This window comes from Bradyrhizobium sp. WYCCWR15520 (assembly GCF_056174665.1).
This window is the reverse complement of record NZ_JBWBWM010000016.1, coordinates 106729-128722: the sequence shown is the minus strand read 5'-3', so window position 1 is coordinate 128722 and position 21994 is coordinate 106729. Positions and strand designations below refer to the sequence as shown.

The 21994-nt window shown below is 60.0% G+C and carries 19 protein-coding genes and 1 pseudogene; 16 read left to right on the top strand and 4 right to left on the bottom strand.

Annotated features, from left to right (window positions below):
- Positions 1–3 precede the first annotated feature (3 nt).
- From AC0QUY_RS19875 to AC0QUY_RS19845, 7 genes are read left to right on the top strand one after another with little or no spacing between them, the layout of a single operon-like run.
- Positions 4–1773, top strand: coding sequence for a GumC family protein (locus AC0QUY_RS19875; RefSeq protein WP_475388042.1), 1770 nt, complete (start codon positions 4–6; stop codon positions 1771–1773).
- A gap of 28 nt (positions 1774–1801) precedes the next feature.
- Positions 1802–2479 carry a methyltransferase domain-containing protein gene (locus AC0QUY_RS19870; protein WP_475388041.1) on the top strand — a complete coding sequence of 226 codons (678 nt, stop codon included), beginning with the start codon at positions 1802–1804 and terminating at the stop codon, positions 2477–2479.
- Positions 2476–3399 carry a glycosyltransferase family 2 protein gene (locus AC0QUY_RS19865; protein ID WP_475388040.1) on the top strand — a complete coding sequence of 308 codons (924 nt, stop codon included), beginning with the start codon at positions 2476–2478 and terminating at the stop codon, positions 3397–3399. Before AC0QUY_RS19870 ends, AC0QUY_RS19865 begins: the two co-directional genes overlap by 4 nt.
- Positions 3400–3408: 9 nt before the next feature.
- Positions 3409–4695: a glycosyltransferase family 4 protein gene (locus tag AC0QUY_RS19860; RefSeq protein WP_475388039.1), complete on the top strand. Its 1287-nt coding sequence runs from the start codon at positions 3409–3411 to the stop codon at positions 4693–4695.
- A complete protein-coding gene (locus AC0QUY_RS19855) occupies positions 4692–5930 on the top strand; it encodes an acyltransferase family protein (RefSeq protein WP_475388038.1) in 1239 nt (412 codons plus the stop codon). The genes AC0QUY_RS19860 and AC0QUY_RS19855 overlap by 4 nt, the downstream gene beginning before the upstream one ends.
- Positions 5931–5932: 2 nt before the next feature.
- Positions 5933–6829 (top strand): class I SAM-dependent methyltransferase, encoded by an 897-nt coding sequence (locus tag AC0QUY_RS19850; protein WP_475388037.1) that lies wholly within the window; start codon positions 5933–5935, stop codon positions 6827–6829.
- Positions 6826–7890, top strand: a complete 1065-nt coding sequence (locus AC0QUY_RS19845; RefSeq protein ID WP_475388036.1) for a glycosyltransferase — start codon at positions 6826–6828, stop codon at positions 7888–7890. The genes AC0QUY_RS19850 and AC0QUY_RS19845 overlap by 4 nt, the downstream gene beginning before the upstream one ends.
- A 5-nt stretch (positions 7891–7895) precedes the next feature.
- On the opposite strand, the gene AC0QUY_RS19840 is transcribed toward AC0QUY_RS19845, so the two are convergent.
- On the bottom strand, positions 7896–8687 hold the full coding sequence (locus tag AC0QUY_RS19840; protein WP_475388035.1) for a glycoside hydrolase family 16 protein: 792 nt from the start codon (positions 8685–8687) through the stop codon (positions 7896–7898).
- A gap of 164 nt (positions 8688–8851) precedes the next feature.
- Between AC0QUY_RS19840 and AC0QUY_RS19835 the strand changes: the two genes are divergently transcribed.
- Both AC0QUY_RS19835 and AC0QUY_RS19830 read left to right on the top strand, forming a co-directional pair.
- Positions 8852–10405, top strand: a complete 1554-nt coding sequence (locus AC0QUY_RS19835; RefSeq protein WP_475388034.1) for a lipopolysaccharide biosynthesis protein — start codon at positions 8852–8854, stop codon at positions 10403–10405.
- Entirely contained in the window at positions 10402–11784 is a 1383-nt protein-coding gene (locus tag AC0QUY_RS19830; protein WP_475388033.1) for a polysaccharide biosynthesis/export family protein, read from the top strand. The genes AC0QUY_RS19835 and AC0QUY_RS19830 overlap by 4 nt, the downstream gene beginning before the upstream one ends.
- 25 nt (positions 11785–11809) lie before the next feature.
- Here the strand turns inward: AC0QUY_RS19830 and AC0QUY_RS19825 are convergent, their stop codons facing one another.
- Complete coding sequence (locus AC0QUY_RS19825) at positions 11810–12121, bottom strand: hypothetical protein (RefSeq protein WP_161855156.1); 312 nt, start codon at positions 12119–12121, stop codon at positions 11810–11812.
- A 549-nt stretch (positions 12122–12670) separates the two neighbouring features.
- Here AC0QUY_RS19825 and galE point away from each other — a divergent pair.
- Together galE and AC0QUY_RS19815 are read left to right on the top strand one after the other, a co-directional pair.
- Positions 12671–13669 (top strand): UDP-glucose 4-epimerase GalE, encoded by a 999-nt coding sequence (gene galE, locus AC0QUY_RS19820; protein WP_161856736.1) that lies wholly within the window; start codon positions 12671–12673, stop codon positions 13667–13669.
- A 411-nt stretch (positions 13670–14080) separates the two neighbouring features.
- Positions 14081–14486: pseudogene (locus AC0QUY_RS19815) on the top strand (hypothetical protein).
- 352 nt (positions 14487–14838) lie between these two features.
- Here AC0QUY_RS19815 and AC0QUY_RS19810 read toward each other — a convergent pair.
- Positions 14839–15024 carry a hypothetical protein gene (locus AC0QUY_RS19810; RefSeq protein WP_475388032.1) on the bottom strand — a complete coding sequence of 62 codons (186 nt, stop codon included), beginning with the start codon at positions 15022–15024 and terminating at the stop codon, positions 14839–14841.
- A 294-nt stretch (positions 15025–15318) separates the two neighbouring features.
- On the opposite strand from AC0QUY_RS19810, the gene cax reads away from it, so the two are divergent.
- Entirely contained in the window at positions 15319–16422 is a 1104-nt protein-coding gene (cax, locus tag AC0QUY_RS19805) for a calcium/proton exchanger (RefSeq protein ID WP_475388078.1), read from the top strand.
- 106 nt (positions 16423–16528) lie between these two features.
- The gene (locus AC0QUY_RS19800) at positions 16529–16804 is read left to right on the top strand and encodes a hypothetical protein (RefSeq protein ID WP_246738261.1); all 276 of its coding nucleotides are present in this window, start codon (positions 16529–16531) and stop codon (positions 16802–16804) included.
- 120 nt (positions 16805–16924) lie between these two features.
- On the opposite strand, the gene AC0QUY_RS19795 is transcribed toward AC0QUY_RS19800, so the two are convergent.
- On the bottom strand, positions 16925–17446 hold the full coding sequence (locus tag AC0QUY_RS19795; RefSeq protein WP_161855154.1) for a GNAT family N-acetyltransferase: 522 nt from the start codon (positions 17444–17446) through the stop codon (positions 16925–16927).
- Positions 17447–17606: 160 nt separating this feature from the next.
- Here AC0QUY_RS19795 and AC0QUY_RS19790 point away from each other — a divergent pair, with 160 nt between their 5' ends.
- From AC0QUY_RS19790 to AC0QUY_RS19780, 3 genes are read left to right on the top strand one after another with little or no spacing between them, the layout of a single operon-like run.
- Positions 17607–18755 carry an AI-2E family transporter gene (locus AC0QUY_RS19790; protein WP_475388077.1) on the top strand — a complete coding sequence of 383 codons (1149 nt, stop codon included), beginning with the start codon at positions 17607–17609 and terminating at the stop codon, positions 18753–18755.
- 9 nt (positions 18756–18764) lie between these two features.
- The gene (locus AC0QUY_RS19785; RefSeq protein ID WP_161855152.1) at positions 18765–20993 is read left to right on the top strand and encodes a DUF3141 domain-containing protein; all 2229 of its coding nucleotides are present in this window, start codon (positions 18765–18767) and stop codon (positions 20991–20993) included.
- A 38-nt stretch (positions 20994–21031) separates the two neighbouring features.
- Positions 21032–21994 (top strand): phosphate acetyltransferase, encoded by a 963-nt coding sequence (locus AC0QUY_RS19780; RefSeq protein ID WP_161856734.1) that lies wholly within the window; start codon positions 21032–21034, stop codon positions 21992–21994.

Below are 21994 nucleotides of genomic sequence, written 5' to 3'. Positions count from 1 at the left end.
TTCATGATACAGCCGCACTATCCGGAATCGAATGACAAAGTGTTCGGTGTCTGGGACATTGCCGCCTTTCTCCTGGAGAACCGCAAAACGATTGCTGTTTTCATCGCAGGGACCGTCTCTGCCGCCGTGGTCTATCTTCTGCTGGCGACGCCGATATTCGTGGCAACGACCAGCGTCCTCATCGACCCCAACCGGGGGGCGGAACTATTCAATGCAGCGCCGATGCCTGCGACGATGACGTCGGATCAGTCGCGCGTTGAGAGCCAGATGGAGGTAATCAAGTCCGACCGGGTCGCCAATTCGGTTATCTCACGGCTGAAACTTGAGCAGCGGCAGGAGTTCGCGACCGGACCTTCGCTCGTTCAAACCCTCTTAGCGCGGATTACTCCGACTTCGACGGCGTCCGCAGCAGGGGAGGCGGGTCCCCCAGATACGACGCAGTTTCGTGAAGTTGCGTCGCGCTTTGCTGGCAAACTGTCAACGAAACGAATCGGGCAGTCTTTAGTCATAGAGATTTCCTTCTCGTCCGCCGATCCAAACTCGTCTGCAGAGATCGCCAATGAAATCGCTGAGTCTTTCATCAGAACGATAGTCGAGGCCAAGTCAAAGCTCGCGGAGGAGCAGGGCAAGTGGCTCTCGGGGCGATTGGAGACCCTGCAGCAGCAGGCGTTCGAGGCGGCGCGCAGGGTTAACCGCTTCCGCTCTGTCGGCGACTCCCTTTCCAGCCAGGACGCCCGAGCAAAGCTCGAAGAACTCGAGAGCATCGCGACCAGCTATCGCAGGATGTACGATGATTTCCAGCGCCAATACAACGAGACGCTGCAGCGCATCAGCTATCCGGACGCTGACGTGAGAATCATTTCTCGGGCGTCGGCCCCGCTGGGCAAGAGCAGCCCGCGCACCACGCTCGTTCTTGCATTCGCGGTTATTCTGGGAGGATTGAGCGGTACGGCGTTTGCGGCGGTACGCCTCACTGGCGATCGTACCGTTCGCTCCCTAACGCAGCTCAGCACGACTGTCGGAGTAACCCCCCTTGGCGCGATCAATGATCTTTCAGAAGCGAGCATTTGGCGGGAGGGGAAGCTGCGGTGGTTCAGCAGGAACGCGACGACCCAAGACGTTGCGGGTACCTTGAGCAGGATTGCGGCCGGCCGCCTCAGCACTTCGGTGAAGATCGATCTTCGAAGGATAAGAACAACTATCGCGTCGTTAACGGCGAATCCGGATGTCTTATGCATCGGCGTGATTGCGTGTTGCGAAGGGGAGGGGTCGACGACGGTTGCGACATGCCTGGCCAATGAATACACCCGAAGCGGCGCACGGACCATTCTGGTCGATAGCTGCGCTGACAGCCGGACATTGAGTCAGGAACTGGTCGCCAGAACGGCGACAAAAACGCAGCCGGATGGACGACAGGAGTCCGAGCAAGCGGTCGAGCCTGGCGCTCTTGCATTGGCATTGTTGCCGTCTGCCGAAAGTTACCTCCAGCCGAGCGAAACCAATCGGCTCCTGACAGAACGGACGGCGGAAGTACTCACGGAATCCCGGCTGGAGTTCGAACGGATCATCGTCGATCTGCCAGCGCTGCTGTCGTCGGATCATTGGAAGCTGCTCATTCCCTACGTCGACCAGGTGATCATCGTAGTCGACTTCGGGAAAACGACGGTCGACCAGACAAGAGACGGCCTGATCGAACTCAATCTTGCAGGCGGCAAGGTGCTCGGTGCCGTTCTCAACCGCGTGCCCGCAATTGCTCGGAAGACCTGGTCATGACGATCGCCGGGCAGAGAGAGAGGTAGTGATGACCGCTAGCGCATTTGTCGAACCTTCAGCAACTCCTGTGTTGTCGCCCATTCGAAGTCGTCCCCGGCTCAAGGCGGTGATGAAAAGGTACCTCGAAGCGATTGGCTATGACACGACTGACTGGGTGCGTGTGGCAATGTATCGACATGCGTTCGAGTTTATCGCACGGCTGGGACCGGAGCGACTTCGTGTTTTGGAGGTGTCGGCCGGCTCGCAATGGAAAAGCAGGTTTGCCTTCGAGTCGTTTACGGGCACGAGCTATCCGGCGTTTGATATCTGCAAGGACGCCCTGCCGGATCAGTTTGATCTGGTGATCGCCGATCAGGTCTTTGAGCATTTGAAGTGGCCGGCCCGTGCTGCTCGCAATGTACATGCGATGGTGCGGCCAGGCGGCCACTTCCTCATCGCCACGCCGTTTCTGGTTCGCTATCACCCATCGCCGATCGATTGTAACCGGTGGACGTCCGAGGGGCTTTCCTGCCTCTTGCAGGAGGCAGGGTTTCCCGAAGCTGGGATCCAGACCTTCGCCTGGGGCAATCGTTCGTGCCTCAAGGCGAACCTGTCCGCATGGCGCAAGCGCGGTTTCTTCGGCTCACTGCGCAACGAGCCGGATGTTCCCATCATGGTGTGGGCATACGCCAGGAAGCCGCTCGGACCTGCGGAGGCGGCTGGATGAATGGCACAAGCGCCAATTGGTCGGAAGAACGCGCGCAGCATCCGCCGCTCAGGATTGTCGTGGGTATTGCAACGTCGGGTCGCCCGCTCATTCTTGCGCGGCTGCTGGAGCGCTTGCGCGTGCAGACGCGTAGTGCCGATGCTGTCATTGTTTGCGGCCCGTCTCCAGCCGACATATCAGGGATCGAATCAGGGCATCCGGGACTTCGCTGCATCACCAGTGATCGGGGCCTGACGATACAGCGTAATGCGATCCTCAGGGCGTGCGCGGCCTTTGACGTCGTGGTCTTCCTCGACGACGATTTCGTGCCTTGTCCCGGTTATCTTCAGACTGTCGAACGGATCTTTAAGAGCAGGCCCGATGTTGTCGTTGGCACCGGACATGTTGTCGCCGACGGCATTCGTGGTCCCGGGCTCGCCTTCGAGGATGCGCTCAAGACGCTGCAGCGAGACGGTGAGGCGGAGCCAACGCTGGAGATTGAGGACGTCTATAACGCCTACGGCTGCAACATGGCGATACGCATCGACGTGGTGCGCGCGAGGGGGCTAGAGTTTGACGAGATCCTGCCACTCTACGGCTGGCTGGAGGATGTCGACTTCAGCCGTCGCATGGCGGCATATGGCCGGATTGTGAAGATCAGTGCTGCGCGCGGCGTACACCTCGGCGTGAAGTCCAGCCGTCAATCGGGTCGCCGGCTTGGCTACTCGCAGGTCTCCAACCCGCTCTATCTGGTTCGCAAGGGCACCTGCTCGAGCAGCAAGGCGCTGAAGCTCATGAGCCGCAACATCGTGGCCAACGTCGCCAAGACGTTTCGCCCGGAGCCCTACATCGATCGCGCGGGTCGACTGAAAGGGAACATTCGTGCGCTGCTCGACCTGCTGGCCGGCCGCCTGTCACCGAAACGCGTTTTGAGTTTGTGAGATACATGTATGTTGCAGGTGGTTGACCACTTTCGTCCGGCATCCGGGTCGCTAAAAGCGCGGCCAGTGCCGGATCGTGTCGTCATCATCAACGATGTATCCCAAGTGCGTGGAGGCGCCACGAATGTGGCGTTGCATTCCGCGGAATTGCTGGATGGCAGTGGCATTCCGGTTACTTACTTCACTGGCGACGATGGCTTGCACTCCGAGCCCCGGCTGCGCAATGCAGATGTCGTGGCTGTTGGCGGTGAGCATATCCTCCGAAAGGCATTGCCGCGCGCGGCACTGGACGGGCTGTACAACGTCTCGGCCGAACAAAAAATGGCCGCCTGGATTGCCACCAACGATACGCTGGGCACGATCTATCATCTGCATGGCTGGTCGAAGGTACTATCACCTTCGGTTTTCCATGCGCTGCGTCCAGTTGCAAAGCGCCTGATCGTCAATGCTCATGACTTCTTCTTGGTTTGTCCGAACGGCGGCTATTTCAACTTCCGCAACGAAAGTCCCTGCGCGCTGCGGCCGATGAGCGCGTCGTGCCTGCTCAGCTCGTGCGATCGACGCAACTATACCCACAAGCTCTGGCGATCTGTCCGACAGGAAATTCGTCGCGCAGTCTTCGACTTAGCGTCGGGTGCCAAAGTTCTAGCGGTTCATGAAGGCATGCTGCCGCATCTCGAACGCGGTGGAATTCCGCGGGCGAAGCTTGCGACGCTGCGCAACCCGGTTACGCCGTGGCACCCGCGACGCATCGAAGCCGAGCGAAACAAGGTGTTCCTGTTCGTTGGCAGGCTCGAGGAGGACAAGGGTGTCGACCTTCTTCTCGCGGCAGCCCGCGACGCGAACGTGCCCGTTCGTGTGATAGGTAGCGGTCCGCTCGAGGGCAAGCTTGCCGGGATCTATCCGGACGTGGAGTTCACCGGGTGGAAGAGCGCAAATGACATGCACGCACTCGCCCGCGATGCCAGGGCCCTGGTCATGCCGAGCCGCTACCGTGAGCCGTTCGGCCTGGTGGCATTCGAGGCGCTCGCGAGTGGTCTTCCGGTCGTCGTCTCCAGTTTTGCGATGATCGCCGACGAGCTATCGGAGGTCGGAGCAGGCATATCCTGCGATCCTTACGATCGGGGTGCTTTCAGCAAGGTACTGTCGATCCTGGCATCCAACGACGAGCTGACTGCTTCGATGAGCGGTCTGGCGTACGCCAACGCCGCGCGCTTCTCGCTAAGCCCGAGCGAGTGGGCGCAACGACTTGTTTCGCACTATAGCGACGCCCTGCAGGAGGCCGCAGCGCGATGAACAAGCTTGCTGCGATCCAGATCCTGCGTGCCGTTGCGGCGCTCCTGGTCCTTGTTTCTCATGCAATCTTGCGGCAAGCCCAATGGGCCCCGACCGATCCGTTGACCAGTCAGATCGCGATTCACATCGGCATCCTTGGCGTCTGGATCTTCTTCATCATCAGCGGCTTCATCATGTCGTACACGTACTACGACAACTTTGCTCGTCCCGGCGCCGCGAGGCAGTTCATCGCCAGCCGCATCATCCGGATCGTTCCGATCTATTGGCTGGCCACCGCGCTTGAAGTTGCGCTGCGCCTTCATCACGGCGCCGGGCTCGACGCCCACAAGCTGATCTGCTCGCTGTTTTTCATTCCGGTTGCGGTCGAGCCAGGTCCGATGGCGGCGATGCGTCCGACGCTCGGCGTAGGCTGGACATTGAATTACGAGATGATGTTCTACGCGGCTTTCGCCTCGGTGCTGTTGCTGTCGCGCAGGAAGGGATTGGCGGCGTTGATTGCTCTGATGGCAGGAGTTGTTTTGACCGGAACGCTCTTCAAGCCGATTGCCGATACGCGCTCCCCCACGAGCCTGATCACGTTCTATTCCGATCCTATCATCCTGCTGTTCGGTGTCGGCGTCTTGATCGGAGTGGCCGCTCGCTGGCTCAAGATCGCGGATACCGCTCGCAGTCACGCGGCCCTCTTGATCGCGCTGGCCGCGTTTCTCGCTGTTGATGTCACGTTGTTTGCAGTCTTTGTTGGCACTTATCCCGCTGACATTGAGTGGATCGCTGCTTTCTGGGTTATCAGTGCGAGTTGTGTCGTCCTTTGTGTCACGGTGCGGATAGACGACACGCGATGGCTCACCCAAAGACTCGTGCAGGTGGGAGATGCATCGTACAGCCTCTATCTGTTCCATTTCTTTGCGATCATTGCCGCGGAGAAGCTTTGGTGGTGGTTCTTCGGGAAAAGCGAATCATGGATGTTCGTCCCCGTGTCTGCCGTCGCGGCTATCCTGGCAGCTATCGCGATCCATTATTTCGTCGAGCAGCCGATCGGCAGGCGATTGCGACGCGTCAGTGCATTGTTCAATAAGCGTCGATTTGTTCGATCGAAAGCCGTTTCGATGGGCGGGAGGCCTAGTGAGGTGACTGCAGCCTGGAATGGAGCTGCATTACCATTGAAGCCGTCGCGTCCAGAGTTGTCATCCGGCACGCCCTTCCACGCCGACATGGTCCACAGAAGGAGACGCTAGTCATGCAGCACGCAACGTGGAATGCCATCGAATCCTCTTCTGTCGCGATGAGCGTTTACCGCTCCTATCGGAGGCTGCTTCCGTCGTCAGCCCGGGCTCTGCTGCGCTGGCTTGCCATGCCCCGCTGGAATGCGGCCGCAGCCCTGGTCCGTCATCGCGCGGCTAACACGGTGCTGTCCGGCCCGTTTACGGGAATGCACCTGAGCTTGACCCCGGTCTCAAGCCGGAATCTGCTCGGTTATCTTCTCGGCACGCAGGAGCTGGAGCTGCATGACGTTGTGCGCCAGGTGATTGCGCGCGGCTATCCGCGCATCATCAACGTCGGTGCGGCTGATGGATACTACGCCATCGGATTCTTGCGGCAGATGCCAAGGACGAGCGTTACAGCCTTCGAAGGTGCCCTGGAGCATCATGCCGGCCTGCTGCGGGCGGCTGTTCTGAACGACGTTTGCTCCCGGTTGACGCTCAGGGGCTTCTGCCGTCCGGATGACCTCGGGGCCGAACTCGCCGAACTCTCCGGTCCGACCCTAGTGCTTGCCGATATCGAAGGCGGAGAGCTTGACATGCTGGACCTCATCAAGGTCCCACGCTTGTCCTATGCCGACATCCTGGTGGAGACGCATGATGCGTTCGTGCCCAACTGCACCGAAAAGTTGAAGGCGCGATTTTCGGAAACGCACAATGTTGAGCAGATTGTCGCGCGGCCACGTTCCCTTGCAGACCTGCCCGCTGCGATCATCCCCGAGCTTTCGAAGTTCATGCCGCGCACCGCTGTCGAACTCATGAACGAGCGGCGCACTGGAACGCAGATGTGGCTCTATCTCACCGCTAAACGGCAGCCGGAAGTCGAGGCTGTTGGAGTTGTAGAGAGATCGAATTCGGACAGAGGCGGCTCGTGAGCATTCTGCTGGCCAGCGGCACATCATACCTTCCCCACGTCGTCGGTGGTCTGGAAGTCAATACGCATGAGCTCGCGCTCGAACTGAACCGTCGCGGAGTCAAGACGTCCGTCTTGTCGCGGTTGCCGTTACGGCGCGTAGATGGCGCATTGCGAGCCGCCGCCAACTTTCTTCGTGGGACCGACGTGTGCGTGGACCGGCAGCTTGGCTACGATGTCTACCGATCGCGCAAGCCTTGGGACAGTCTTGATGGGCTGCCTCTCCCTCGTCTGGTCGTGGTTCAGAACGGGAAGATGGTTGAGATCGCCGAGGCGTTCGTCCGCCGCGGCGTGCCGGCGATCGCCTATCTGCACGGGCTCGAATTTGAAATGGGCCGCCGGCGTTGGACCGGCACCAGCGGAGGTCTTCCTTTCTGCGCCTATATTGCCAACTCGGAATTTACTGCGGGACGGTTCCGCGAACGGTTCGGGATTCATGCCTGCGTGATTCCGCCCGTGTTTCGGGCCGAGCGCTATCGCTTGGCTGGTGATCGTCGCTACGTCACTTTCATCAATCCGGTGGCCGAGAAGGGCGTCGATGTCGCCCTCGCGATTGCCGAGCAGTGTCCGGACATTCGATTCCGCTTCGTCAAGGGGTGGCCCCTGAGAATGCGGCAGGCCGCGCTGCTCAAGGGGCGTATCCGCAGGCTGGCCAACGTCGAACTTGTCGAGCGCAACGACGACATGTCGCCGATCTACGCCTCGACACGTGTGTTGCTTGTGCCGAGCCAATGGGAGGCGGAGACCTGGGGCCGCGTCGTTTCAGAGGCACAGTTCAGCGGAATTCCCGTGCTGGCGAGCGATCGCGGCGCATTGCCGGAGACGGTCGGTGCAGGCGGGGCCATCATCAAGTATGACGCGCCTGCCTGCACCTGGGCCACCGAGTTGAGACGGATGTGGTGCGACGATCTGTACTACCAGCAGCTACAGCAGGCAGCGCTGGCGCATTCGCGCCGCCCGGAACTCGACTTCAAGCAGCAGATTGATGCCTTTCTGGCAGTTGCCACGAGGATTGCGGCATGACTGCCTCAACGCTTCTGCCACGCTCGGACATAGTCGACGTACATGTAGGACGGGCTTGGTGCCTCGTCGATGGGCCATCCGGCGCCAAGCCCAAGATCGATCAGCATGTACATCGGCTGATGATGTTCGGCAGGCGTCGGCACGCTCCCCACCTCACGACGATCGAAATAGAAACGCGTCCACTCGCCGTCGATCTTTACACCATAGGTGTGGAAGTCTGCGTAAAGGGAATTCGGCGGCACCGCGACGAACTTGTGCGTCGTGCGGGAGTTTTTCGGCACCTTGCGATCCCACACATGAACCGAAGCGGTGTAACGCGCGGGCATATGGCCGTAGTGCTCGACCACGTCGACCTCGGACGTATGAGTAGAGCGATCGAGGCCGATCAGCCAGAAGGCGGGCCAAAGGCCCTTGCCCGCTGGAAACCTGGCCCGCATTTCGAAGTATCCGAACTGCTGCGCAAAGCCTTTTCCCTCCCGATCGACAGACGCCAGAAGCCCGCCGCGCCACTTACCATCCACGCCCTTGGCGGCTTCGATGCGGAGCTGGCCGTCCTGCGTAGTGAATGGAAAGCCCGGCTTCGGATCGGCGAAGGCCGCGCTCCCAAAGTCGCCGTTCCACGGCGTGTGGGCGATCCAGCGCGTTCCCGGTCCCCACGCGGACACGTCCAACGCGTCAAAATCCTCGCTGAAGGTTTGTATGAGATCCGAAAGATCGAGTTCGTCGCCGGTATCGGCGCGCCCGAGCGTTGGAAGTCCAGCCAGTACAAGAAGCAGCAAAAGAACTCGCGTAACCATGTCAACGCCTCATACCCTGAAGGAGAAGGCCTCCGACCCGAAAGAACCATAGCGATGCATGATGGCGATGTCATGCATGGCAAAAATCCGAGGCCCGACAGGTCGGGACCTATGATGCAGTGGGCCGTCGACATGCAAGCTGGAAATCGAAAAGGGCGCACGGCATGTCCAGGTTCGTGAAGAACTCGACGCTTGGCGCGCTGGCTGGAGCTGCGATTGCGCTTGCGAGCTTCTTCAGCAGCATTGCCGTGGCTCGTACGCTTGGCGTGAACGAGACGGGATCGGTCGCCTATGTCATCTGGCTTGTCTGGATGGCCGCGCCGTTCGTCGATCTGGGTCTATCGTCTGCCGTTGGACGATTCCTGCCGTTCTTGCACGGGAGCGGACAGTACAGCGTGGCAGCCCATCTGGACAGGAACCTTTCGCGACGGCTCGCGATTGCGGCGCTTATCGCGGCCATCTGTGCCGGCATGATGGTGTGGCTGTATGGTCACCAATCCCTTGCAGAGTTTCTTAGCGGCGGTGCGGCGAGGGGCGCATCAATGCCGTTAGCGGTCCTCATGATCCTGCTTGTCGTTGGCCAGGCGCTGACCACTTACACCTATGCTCGTTTGAGGGGACGGCAGGAATTTTCCTTGGCCGCGCGCATCGCAGGCGTTTCGCTGTTGCTTCAGGTCTCCGCCGTGATCGGCGGTTCACTGTTGTTCGGGATCACGGGCGCATTGGCTGGTTACGCTGCCGGCATGCTGGTTCCGTCAGCCGTGTGTCTGTCAACGATGTTCGGGTCGGCGTCGATCGATCGAACGCTGAGCCGGCGCGTGACCTCGTTTGCCCTCTTCTGCTGGGGAGCCAACGTCACCAGCGCCATTGTCTGGTCGCGGATCGAGCTGTTCTTCCTCGAGCGCTACTGGGGAATGGATTCGGTGGCGATGTTCGCAGTTGCGCTGGCGCTGACCCAGCTCGCCATTCAGGGCCCCATGTTGCTGACAAGCGCAGTGCTGGCATCGCTCGCCGAGAAGCGCGGGCGTGACGATCTCGATGGCATGAGAGGGCAGTTCGCTGCCGCGGTTCGGCTTCTGGCGGCACTCGTATTTCCGATATGTTTTGGCACCGCTGCCATTATCCCAGAACTGCTGCCGGCTCTCTATGGTGACAAGTTCGTCGCCGCCGTGCCGGCGGCAATGATCCTTGTTTCCGTTGCAGCGCTAAGCGTGTTGTCGACAGTCGCCACCAGTCTGGTGCAGGCGCTTGAGCGAAGTGATTTCGTATTTGTGAGCTCCCTCTGTGGCGCCGCATGTGCGCTGGCCGCCGGCTTCCTGCTGATTCCCGAGTTCGGCGTGATGGGCGCCGCTTCCGCGCGGGTGGCAATTCAGATGTTGATGATCGGTCTGGGTTGCTGGTTCGTCGTGCAGCGGCTCGGATTCACCGTTCCGGTGGTCGCGGTTCTGAAGCTCTGCGCTGCTGCACTCGCCAGCGCTGCGGCGGCATCCGTTTGCATCAAGATTATCGGCCATCCTTCAAGCATACCGTTGGCGATTGCCGCAGGGGCGGCGGTCTACGTGGTTGGGCTGCGCGTAGTGAACGCGGTCGAGCCCGGTGATGTCGCTTTCCTGACTAGTCTTACGCGATCGCTGCCGCCGGTCCTCGCGGAGATCGCTGCTCGTCTTGCAGCTTTCGTCAGCGCAACGAAGCGGAATGAAGGAATGCTGCCGCCATGAAATCAGAGGATCACCGCATGCCGCGTAACTCAATGGAGACATGGATTACGGCTTCGATTTGGAGCCATCGCGTCACACCACCGGGCGTAGGCGCATGGCTTGCGGCCCTTTGCGTGCTTCAACTTCTCGCCACACCGGCTTTCAGCGCTGAATATCTTCTCGGTCCTCAGGACAAACTGCGCCTGAAAGTCGTCGAATGGCGTGCCGGCAAGGCCGAATACTACGAGTGGACGCCGCTTGGCGCGGAATACACCGTAAATCCCGCGGGTCGCGTGTCCTTGCCGATGATCGGCGAAATCGCCGCGGAAGGGCGGACCAGCGATCAACTCGCTCGTGCGATCACGGCAGAACTGTACAAGCGCACCGGCTTTATGGGTGCCCAGGAAGCGGCGGTCGAGATAGTCCAGTATCGCCCGTTCTACGTGCTCGGCGATGTGGAGCGCCCCGGTGAATTCAGCTTTCGTCCCGGCTTAAGCGTCTTGCAGGCAGTCGGCGTAGCCGGCGGCTTGCATCGGCCAAGCGAAGCCGGGATGCGGGAGCAGATCAACGCCGCAGGAAACGTCGAGGCTGCACGTCTGGAACTGTGGCGGACCTACATCCGCCGCGCTCGGCTCGAAGCTGAACTTGCCGAGCAGAACACAATCACTCTCCCGCCCGAGCTCGCCAACAAGAAGGACATCGGAAGTCTCCTGGCAGAGGAGGCAACGATCCTGATAACCCGGCGCGACGCGCTGCAATCGCAGCTCGCGGCCTTGTCGGAACTGCGATCGCTGTATGAGAAGGAGATTACCTCACTGCGGAGCAAGCTGGCGACACAGGAGAAGCAGGTCGCCCTGGCCCAGCGCGAGCTGAATACCGTCGGCGCGCTTGTCGATAAGGGGCTTGCAGTCACGTCTCGGCAGTTCGCGCTGGAGCGCACGACCGCAGATATTCAAAGCGGAATGCTTGACGTGCAAACAGCGTTAGTGCGGGCTCAGCAGGAAGTGCGGAAGACGGAGCGGGATGCGACCGATCTGGTCAAGGACGGAAAGGCGAAAGCCTCGTCCGAACTGCGGGAGGCCAAGGCCAGCATCGAGCAACTGATCAATCGGATAAATACGTCTGAAACGCTTGTCGCCGAAACAACGACGTCGCCGCGGACGGCTCAAAATGAGAGCGGCGGGAAGTCGCTTTCCTACTGGATACAGCGGCGCAAGGATGGCGCGATGGCGACATTCCCGGCTGACGACGGAGCGCTTGTGGAACCTGGCGACGTTGTTCGCGTCGAGGTCAATCGCGCGCCGGGTGCCGCAGCGTCAGTCTCGCGCAAGGGTGTCGCGACAACGGCATTCAACGCGGGGAACTACGCCACCATCGTTTCGCAATCGGGTGAGAAGTAGAGCGGAGCATGCAACCAACCGGGCTTCAGCTTGTGGAATGGTCAGTCTTGCTCGCGCGTGCGACATGCAGAATCGCATGCAGCCGGGCGAATCCGGGCGAACGAGCCTTCAGCTTTATGAGAAATATTCGCGCGACGACGGCTCCCACGTATCCGACCTGCAGAAAAAGCAGCGCCAACAGCAACTCGATGGCCAGCACCTTCCAGGAGGTATTGGCTAAGCCGAGCAACAGTCCGTATCCGGCAATGAGAGCCGCGACGCCGATTGTAAAAGCGCCGAGTCGAAAAATGACGCCGCAGGCAAAGCCTGCGGCCATGAACAACATGCCCGCGAGCATTCTGAGCTACCTTTGCGGTCGGTCGCGTCGGCGATCCAATCGGAACGCGCGCCGATCTCTGTCGATAAGCTGGCGTTCTATCCGACGAATATTAGCGTCAAGATGCATGAACAAATCAATAAGTCGCGCCTAAAAAATGGGCAGGAAGCCACCTTCGACAGCTCGAGGAGCAGAATGGGAGCCGGCGCAGGAGCAGAACGATTGCCGGTTCCACCGGGAAACGAAGAGGTCGTAATGAAGATCGCAAGAGACTTTGCATGCGACGCGTGCGGCTCTGCCTCTATCGCGCCTCCGCCAAGGCTGGGCGATAGCGACGAGGTCAGGTGCCAGCACTGCAAGAAAGTTCTGATGACCTGGAAAGTCTACAGGCTCCTTGGCGTCGACGATGCAGGCGAAATCGCCATTGGCCCTACTTGTTGGGAAGATTGAAGACCAGTTCTGCTCAGGAAGGGCGGAGCGGGCGTGTGTGACCGCCTGTTTTACGGTCGCGACTGGGCCAGGACCGACAGAAGGTGAATGACGATGCAGGACTTCCGGACGACGCGATTGATGAATGGCGGTAGCGTGCTAGTCACCGGTGGAGCCGGCTACATTGGAAGCCACGCGGTCCTAGCCCTGCTGGATGCGGGCGAGCGAGCCGTCGTAGTCGACGATCTATCCACGGGTCTGCGGGTCGCCGTTCCGGAAGGCGTGCCATTCTATCGTGCAAGCTGCGGCGACGCTGCGATGGTCGCCAAGATCCTGCAGGACCACGCTGTTGATACAATCATGCACTTTGCCGGCAGCATATCAGTCGCCGAGTCCGTTCGTGATCCCGGAAAATACTATTTGAACAATACCGTGAACACACATGCGCTGATCTCACAAGCCGAGCGCGCTGGCGTTTCGCACTTCATATTTTCGTCAACTGCCGCTGTTTACGGAGAGCCGCGAACGATCCCGATTGAGGAGGAAAACGAGACGGTCCCAATCAACCCATACGGCCGCTCGAAACTCGCCATCGAATGGATGCTACGGGATGCAGCAGCATCGACCCCGCTCAGGTATTGTGCGCTGCGCTACTTCAATGTCGCAGGTGCCGATCCGGCGGGGCGTTCGGGGCAGTCCACGCGAGAGGCATTTCATCTCATACACGTCGCGGTGCAGGCAGCGCTGGGTCGGCGGCGGGGCATGGACGTATTTGGCAGCGATTATCCTACCGCGGATGGATCCTGCATTCGCGACTATGTGCACGTCGCCGATCTCGCGCAGGCGCACGTCGATGCGCTGACGTATCTGCGAGGCGGGGGAGAATCCGTGACCTGCAATGTGGGATATGGCCGCGGCTACTCGGTCCTGGATGTGATTGATGTCGTCAAGCGCGTTTGCCGCGTCGATTTCGACGTGAGGATGCGCGAACGCAGGCCCGGCGATCCGGCTATCCTTGTGGCATCCAACGCAAAGGCGAAGTCCATCCTGCGGTGGAGATCGTGTCACGATCATCTCGAGCAGATCGTGCAGCACGCACTGAGCTGGGAACGACAGCTAAAGCTCGGCGTTCCGGCATGATCAAGATTACTGACACAGACTCGACATTGTCGTTTCAATCCGCAGGCGAGGGGAATCGAGCCGGCAAGGCCATGCCCGGCATCCTGGGATAAAGCGCTGGGGACATCTAAGGCACATCACGAGGACCGAGGTCCGGCCCTGGCAGATCCGCGCAGCGTGCGAAACGCTCGCCACCACCAACAAGGTGGTGTCGCCGGCGAAACCCGCGGCCCGGCGTCGGTCACCAACGACCAGATCGAAAGCGTGGTACGCGGGGCGATCAAGGACATTGGCTACGAGCAGGAAGGCTTCCACTGGGAGAAAGCCGACATCGAAATCCTGTTGCATCCGCAGTCGGCCGACATTGCGCAGGGCGTCGATGCGCTGCAGCCGGGCGAGAAGAAGGAAGAGAGTGCCGGCGACCAGGGCATCATGTTCGGTTACGCCACCAACGAGACGCCGGATCTGATGCCGGCGCCGATCTTCTGCTCACAAGATTTTGCGGCTGATCTCGGAAGCCCGCCATTCGGGCCGCGAGAAGGTGCTGGGTCCGGACTCCAAGAGCCAGGTCACCGTCCAGTACGAGAACGGCAAACCGGTCGGCGTGCGCGAGATCGTGGTCTCGCATCAGCACCTCGTCATGGCGGCGGCGCATTCTCCGCCCGATCTACGCGCGCACCGCGCAATGGGTCGGTTGGGCCTCCTTGACGCCCTGAACAGCACGCGAAAAATGCTAACGAGAGTGATCCCCGACTCTTCTCCCGCCTGGTCCGCTGACCGCGTTGTCTTCGGCAAGGTAGTTTGGGGAATGATGCTGAAGCATCATGAAGATCAATGAGGCACATTTTCCCTCAAACTTCTCAGTAACACGTCGAAAGCGTTGGATTCGCGGACTTCCCTAGGGGAGCGCCCGCTTCCCAAATTGTTCGTCTGACGTTGCGCTTTAGGCTACTGCCTCAAAAAGCAATTTGAGATGGTTGCGTGTCCCCGCAACCACTTTTGTTATAACTCGCTCACCGTCCCGGTCTAACCGCCGGGACGGATCTGGCTTTCCCGGGGAACGCGGAGGCGAGCAATAAAAGGTCCGGCTGCGTGCAGCGCAGATCCATCCAGAAGACGGGCTGCCGCATCGCTTGCTTCGGGGCTGGAGCACGACCAGACCATCCCATCAGCGCAAATCAACGATAATATCAATCACTCTTGGCCGATCGTCGTTGGTGCCGGTCTAGGCGAAGTCTTTGCGCTCTCAGGCGCATTATCTCGTCTTCGAGCGCTTCAGTTTTCTCGCTCAGTCCTGCGTTCTTGGATTTTGGCGCATCGGCAGCGCGCAGTTTTTTCAGCGCCTTTTCGACCGAGAGCTTGGGTGTTTCAGCCATGGCAAACCTCATGTCCAGGAAGCGCTCGGACAATAGCAACCTCGCCAGTCCAAAAAGATTGCGCGACGGCCGCGAACTCCTCGCCGCCGAGCGCGAGGCTTACTGGTCCAGATCCGACGCAGGCATCCGTTGATCTAGATCAACAAGAGTGGTGCGGCGGCGATTTGCTCTACGCTCTATGTCCGCAGGGATCATGGACGACTGGCTGTCGCTTCATTTTGGCTCAAGCCGACATTGGCCGCGTCACGCATCAATGCGCCTTGGCGACGATCAGGCATGGAGGCAGCCAACATCATGAACCCTATGCTAAGGGAAATCCGCCATACCCCGTTGCTCTGGATGCTGATATTTGTGCCGGCCGTGCTGATCGCAGCAAGGGTTGTGCCTACCTCCCATACGCTCCTGTTTGTCCTCGCAGTTCTCGCAATCGTTCCGCTTGCTGCCCTACTTAGTCATGCAACCGAAGCCGTCTCCGAAAAAACGGGCGATGCCGTGGGCGGGTTGCTGAATGCGACGCTTGGAAATCTCACGGAGTTGATCATCGCGGTGACGGCGCTCCGCGCCGGAGAGTACATGCTGGTGAAGGCATCGATTGCCGGCGCTATCGTTACCAATTCGCTTTTCATGCTCGGAGCGTCTTTTCTGTTGGGTGGCTTCCGGTACCACATTCAGGAATACAACCGCGCCGGAGGCAGGATGTACTCCGCCTTGCTGTTGATGGCGACGATTGCGCTACTCGCGCCGGCGGCGGTCTCCGAACTTGATCTGGCCCGAGGAGAGGTGATGGCCCAGAATTTCAGCGCTGCTTTGGCCATCCTGCTCATCGTGGCATACGGATTGAGTCTGCTGTTCTCCTTAAAGACGCACAAGGAACTCTTTGCGAGCATGGATCACGGCGAGGCGGGAGAAGCAAAGTGGCCGATCAATTTGGCTGTCGGAACACTCCTCGTTGTTACCGTGTTGGTGGCGCTGGTAAGCGAAATCTTCGTTGAGTCGGTGCAGCACGCGGCGACGACGCTGGGGATGAGCCCGGCGTTCGTCGGGTTCATCATCGTAGCCCTGGTCGGTGCGGCGGCTGAAATGGCCGTAGCATTTTCCGCAGCCCGCAAGAACCGCCTGGATATGAGCGTCAGCATCGCGCTCGGAAGCGCGTCCCAGATCGCGCTGTTTGTTGCGCCAGTGCTTGTGCTCCTGAGCTACGTCGTCGGGCCCAAACCAATGGATCTGCAGTTTTGGCCGGGTGCAGTGACGATGGTAATGATCGCTACCGTGACGGCGACCTTTGTTACGAACAGCGGCCGCTCAGCATGGTTCATTGGTGCTCTGCTGATATTCATCTATGTCATATTCGCCATGACACTCTATATGGTCCCGCCCGGATCGCACGGACCGGTCTGAGGTCGTCGCGCCCTGTCTCGCGCGTGGCTGAACGACATCGTTTGCGCACTATGGGGATCAAGGGTGCCGCGGTGTACCGGTTTGAGGTCGATGAAACAGGCGCTACATGCGAGCAAATTTTTACGGTTATTCCGCTGCGTTTCTCGCCTTCATTTCATCTGCGCCACCTAGCGCGATGGCGCAAGTTCTCACGCCGTTCCGCTATGAATCGCAGGCGCAACGCCATTGTCCCGGGGACACGATCGTCTGGCTCGACTTCGGAAGAGGGCGCTACTATCTGAAAGGTCAGAGGCGCTACGCGTCGGGATATACCGGTAGTTTCGTATGTAGAAATGAGGCCCGGAATAGCGGCTACCGGCGCTCGCCCTTGGGCTTGAGGTAGGCCTGAACTGGTGCGCCGGACGCGCCGTGCCTTCCGCTACCTCTCGACACGGCAGCGCGCTCCAAGCGCCCCGCGCAGGTTCAGGTCGGGACGGAGTTAATGTCGCACTGGAAGCGCGCGTTAACCGAGCTTCAGCACCAGATGTAGTGTCTGCGGGTCTCGGTGCGGGGCGGGCCTGAAGCCGAACTTTTCGAATACTTTTCTCATCGCGGCGTTCTCGGGCAGAACCTCAGCCGTCAATTCCTGCAGTCCCGCATCGTTCGCAAACCTGGCGAGATGACGCATCAGGATCGAGCCGACGCCTCGTCCCTGCCAAGCATCGACGACGACAAATGCCATTTCGGCCCGCCCGGGCTCGAAGACAATGTACCTGCCGCCCCCGGCAATCACCTTACGGCCGGCTTCCTCTGCTAGCGCGACAATCGCGACATGATTCTTGAAATCGACGTCCATGAAGAAGGCGCGCTCCTTCTCCGAGAAGTGGCGCTTCATGACGAAGAAGCGGCGCTGCAGGGATTGCGCGCTGGTCCTTTCGACCGCAGCGAGCATGTCGGCTTCATCCTCCCGCCGGAGAGCGCGGATTTCGACTTGGCTGCCGTCGCGCAGGAGCTCGCGTGCGGTGTAGTTGATCGCCTCAGACATTGGGCCTCGTGTGCTGGCGAACAAGTGCAGCCGTCTCGTTCGGCGCTCGCCGATGAAGCCCGGGCCGGATTGCGATCGTTTGATCTGGATCAAGACTTCAGGGCGAAAAGCAGCCGGTAGCTTGACGACCGCATCCGCACTCGCAGGTGAAGGCGCGTCCTTGAAAACCTCTCGCCAGATCCGGTCCGGAGAGGACCTCATCCAGCTTGCGATCCGGCTAGGATTGCTCGCCTTCCTGATCTATTGGACGTTCGTTCTCATCCGTCCCTTTGTGCCGATCCTGGCCTGGAGCATCGTACTCGCCGTTGCGCTCTATCCTGTCTTTAATCTCCTTTCCAAGCTTCTCGGCGGTCGCCAGAGACTCGCAGCGGTAATTCTCACCGTCATCAATCTCGGCATCGTCATCGGGCCGGCGACCTGGCTTGGCTTGAGTGCCGTGGAAGGGGTGAAGGATCTCGCCGCAACTCTGGTTGCTGGTAACCTGGTGGTTCCATCTCCGCCGAAGGGCGTCAAGGATTGGCCGGTCATCGGTCCGCAGTTCTTCGAGCTCTGGAACCAAGCGTCCAACAACATTCGAGCGGCCTTGCGCGAGGTGGCGCCCCATCTGAAGCCGTTGGCTGGCACCATGCTCAGCCTCGCTGGCGATGCCGGCGTGGGAACGCTCAAGTTTCTTCTGTCTGTGGCGCTGGCTGGTTTTCTCTTTCCCTACGGCTCGCAGTTAGTGGCGGCGGGCAGGGGCTTTCTCTATCGCATCGTGCCCGAGCAGAGCGAACATTTTCTGGAGCTGGCGGGTACGACCATACGCGCGGTATCCCAGGGCGTTATCGGCGTCGCAATCATCCAATCACTGCTAGCGGGCATCGGCTTCAAGCTGGCTGGCATTCCCGGCGCCGGCCTGTTGGCTTTTGTGGTCATGATCCTGACAATCGTGCAGATCGGCGCGGCAATCGTCCTGGTTCCCGTGATCATCTGGATTTGGATAGACAAGGATTTTACCACTGCGCTTCTGATGACGGTGTTCCTGTGTATCGTCGGCATACTCGACAACATCCTGAAACCGCTCGTGATGGGGCGCGGCCTGACGACGCCGACGCTCGTCATCTTCGTCGGGGTGATCGGAGGAACGCTCGCACACGGAATTGTCGGTCTCTTTATCGGACCGATCATTCTCTCCGTGGCCTGGGAATTGACGGTCGCCTGGATACGCACCGATCGTGCCGACGCGACATCGCCGAACCAACTTTCGAACGTTGACCTAGATCAACGTTCGATGCCGCGAGGCTCGTTGAGTGAACTTCGCGACAAGTGAGGTCGAAACATGCAGATGGAAAACGCAAAGCTGCCGGGCGGCCCGATGTCAGGGCTTGTCGCTTCGGCCGTAGAGTACATGATGGATGCGAGCCAGCGCAGCGTCCTGTTCCTGGACGTCTTGCGTCGACGCGGTGACCAGTACCGGGAACACATCGCGCAAACGGCACCGCATGTCCTGCAATATGCAGCCGAGTTGATCATTGACGGCCGCAAGCTGGATGAACCGGTGAATTATGCGCTGGTGCGCATCATTCCGCCCAAAGGCGTCGAAATCGATCTCAAGCGGCGCCCGTTCATCGTGGTCGATCCGCGCGCCGGTCACGGTCCGGGGATCGGCGGATTCAAGGCGGACAGTGAAATCGGCGTCGCAATGAAGGCGGGCCATCCCTGCTATTTCATCGGCTTCCTGCCCGAGCCGATGCCAGGACAAACGATCGAACGCATCGCGCGCGCCGAAGCGGTATTCATCGAAACAGTCATCAGCCGCCATCCGGAAGCCAACGGCAAGCCTTGCGTGATCGGAAATTGCCAGGCGGGCTGGGCCGTCATGATCCTCGCATCGCTCCGGCCGGAACTGTTCGGACCCGTCATCATCGCAGGGGCGCCGCTTGCCTATTGGGCGGGCGTGCATGGCAAATACCCGATGCGGTACTCGGGTGGCCTGCTGGGAGGAAGTTGGCTAACGGCGCTGACGAGCGATCTCGGAGCCGGCAAATTCGACGGCGCCTGGCTCGTGCAAAATTTCGAGGGGCAGAATCCGTCGAATACGCTGTGGACCAAACAGTACAACGTCTATTCAAAGGTCGATACCGAGGCCGACCGATACCTCGAATTCGAACGCTGGTGGGGCGGGCACGTCAATCTGAATGCCGAGGAAATTCAGTTCATCGTCGATGAACTGTTCGTCGGCAATAATCTCGCTGCCGGTCGCATCGTGATGTCTGACGGTCAGCCGGTCGATTTGCGCAATATCAGATCGCCGATCGTGGTGTTCTGCTCCAAGGGGGACAATATAACCCCGCCGCAACAGGCATTGCACTGGATCCTCGATCTCTACGCCGACGTCAACGAAATCAGGGCCTACGGTCAGACGATCGTCTACACGGTTCACGAGAGCGTTGGCCATCTCGGTATTTTCGTTTCCGGTGGCATTGCCAAGAAGGAACATGCGGAATTTTCCAGCAATATCGATCTGATCGATGTCTTGCCGCCCGGTCTCTACGAAGCAACTTTCGAGGCCAAGGACGTCGACACGACGAATGCCGATCTCGCCGTCGGCCAGTGGGTAATGCGCTGCGAGGCGCGGACGCTCGACGACATCCGGGCCATGGGAGGCAATTCCCCCGAGGATGAGCGGCGGTTTGCCGCCGCCAAGCGCGTATCGGAAATCAATCTCGCGGCCTACCAGAAGTTCCTCCAGCCCTGGATCAAGGGCATGGTGAAGCCTCAGATGGCGGAGATGATGCGCAATCTGCACCCGTTGCGGCTTCAGTATGAAGCTTTCAGCAGCCGGAATCCGCTCATGGCTATGGTGAAGTCGCTGGCGGAGCGGGTGAGCGAGGATCGCAAGCAGGTCTCGACAGACAATCCCTTCGTTGCCTTTCAGGAGCAGGTCTCCAAGCAAATCGTTAATGCGCTGGACAGTTGGCGGGATTCGCAGGAGGCGCTCAGCGAGGCGGCCTTCCTTGCGATCTACGGCTCGCCGGCGTTGCAAGCAGCTGTCGGAATCGATCCCCAATCGGCCCCATCCCGCCGGCAGGAAATGTCTGCTTCACACCGTGAAAAGCTTGAGAGGCGAATCGCGGAGCTGAAATCCAGAATCAGCGAAGGGGGCCTTCGCGAAGCGGCCATTCGCGGCCTTCTGTATGTCGGGTCGGCGAGGGGGATGGTGGACGAGCGGAGCCTCGAAGCATTGCGCAACGTTCGCCGTAGCGACGCCGGTGCGCGGCTAACGCTGACAGAGTTCAAGGTGCTGGTTCGCGAGCAATTCTTCATGCTTCTGCTGGATCAGGAGGGAGCACTGGCCGCGATACCGAAGCTGTTGCCCGACAATGCAAAAGCACGCCAGGCGGCTTTCGGGGCGATTCGCGAAGTGCTGTCCGCTAGTGCCGCAATATCGGGTGAGGTCGCCAAGCGGCTGAAGCGTGTTGCCGAGCTGTTCGGCGTCGATGCGGGTGAATTTTCGGATAGGGCTTCGAACGTCGCCCCTTTCGATCCCAAGGCGAAGGCATCGTAGCGTTAATTGGAACGATCCGGAGCGACACCATGAAAGCCATGCCAGCTGATTCAGGAAAAGCGCGCTCTCCCAGCAAGTATGACCGTCTGATCGCAGCGGCCAAGGCGGTGCCGCCGGCGCCGACCATTGTCGTGCATCCCTGCGATGAAACCTCGCTGCGCGGCGTCGTCGACAGCGCGGCGGCGGGTATTATCCGGCCAGTGTTGGTCGGGCCCGAAAGGAAAATCAGAGATACGGCCAGCAAATACGGCCTTGATATCTCCGGCTTCGAGATCGTCGATGCTCCGCACAGCGAGGCCGCAGCTGCAAAGGGTGTTGAGCTCATCCATGCCGCCAAGGGCGAGATGCTGATGAAGGGCAGCCTGCACACCGACGAGCTGATGCGCAGCGTTACGGCGAAAGTGGGCGGCCTGCGGACTGACCGGCGGATAAGCCATGTGTTCGTGATGGATGTGCCGGCCTATGCCGAGACCCTCCTTGTAACGGACGCGGCCATCAACATCTTTCCAGATCTAGATGCCAAGCGGGACATCATCCAGAACGCGATTGATCTCTATACGCAAGCCGGTTTTGGTAAATCACCGCGCGTGGCGATCCTGTCGGCGGTCGAAACCATTACCTCCAAGATTCCATCCACGATCGAGGCGGCGGCGCTCTGCAAGATGGCAGATCGCGGGCAGATCACCGGCGGCGTGCTCGACGGGCCACTTGCCTTCGACAATGCGATCGATGTGGAAGCGGCACGGATCAAGGGAATCAAATCCGAGGTTGCCGGCCGGGCGCAGATCCTGCTCGTTCCCGACCTCGAAGCCGGCAACATGCTGGCGAAGAATCTCGCCTACTTCGCCAAGGCGGATAGTGCTGGCATCGTGCTCGGCGCCCGGGTGCCCGTCGTCCTGACGTCGCGTGCGGACACAGCGCGCGCGCGGATGGCTTCCTGCGCAGTTGCGGCTCTCTATGCAAATGCCAGGCGCCAGCATGCCCCAAATGTTGCCGCGTGA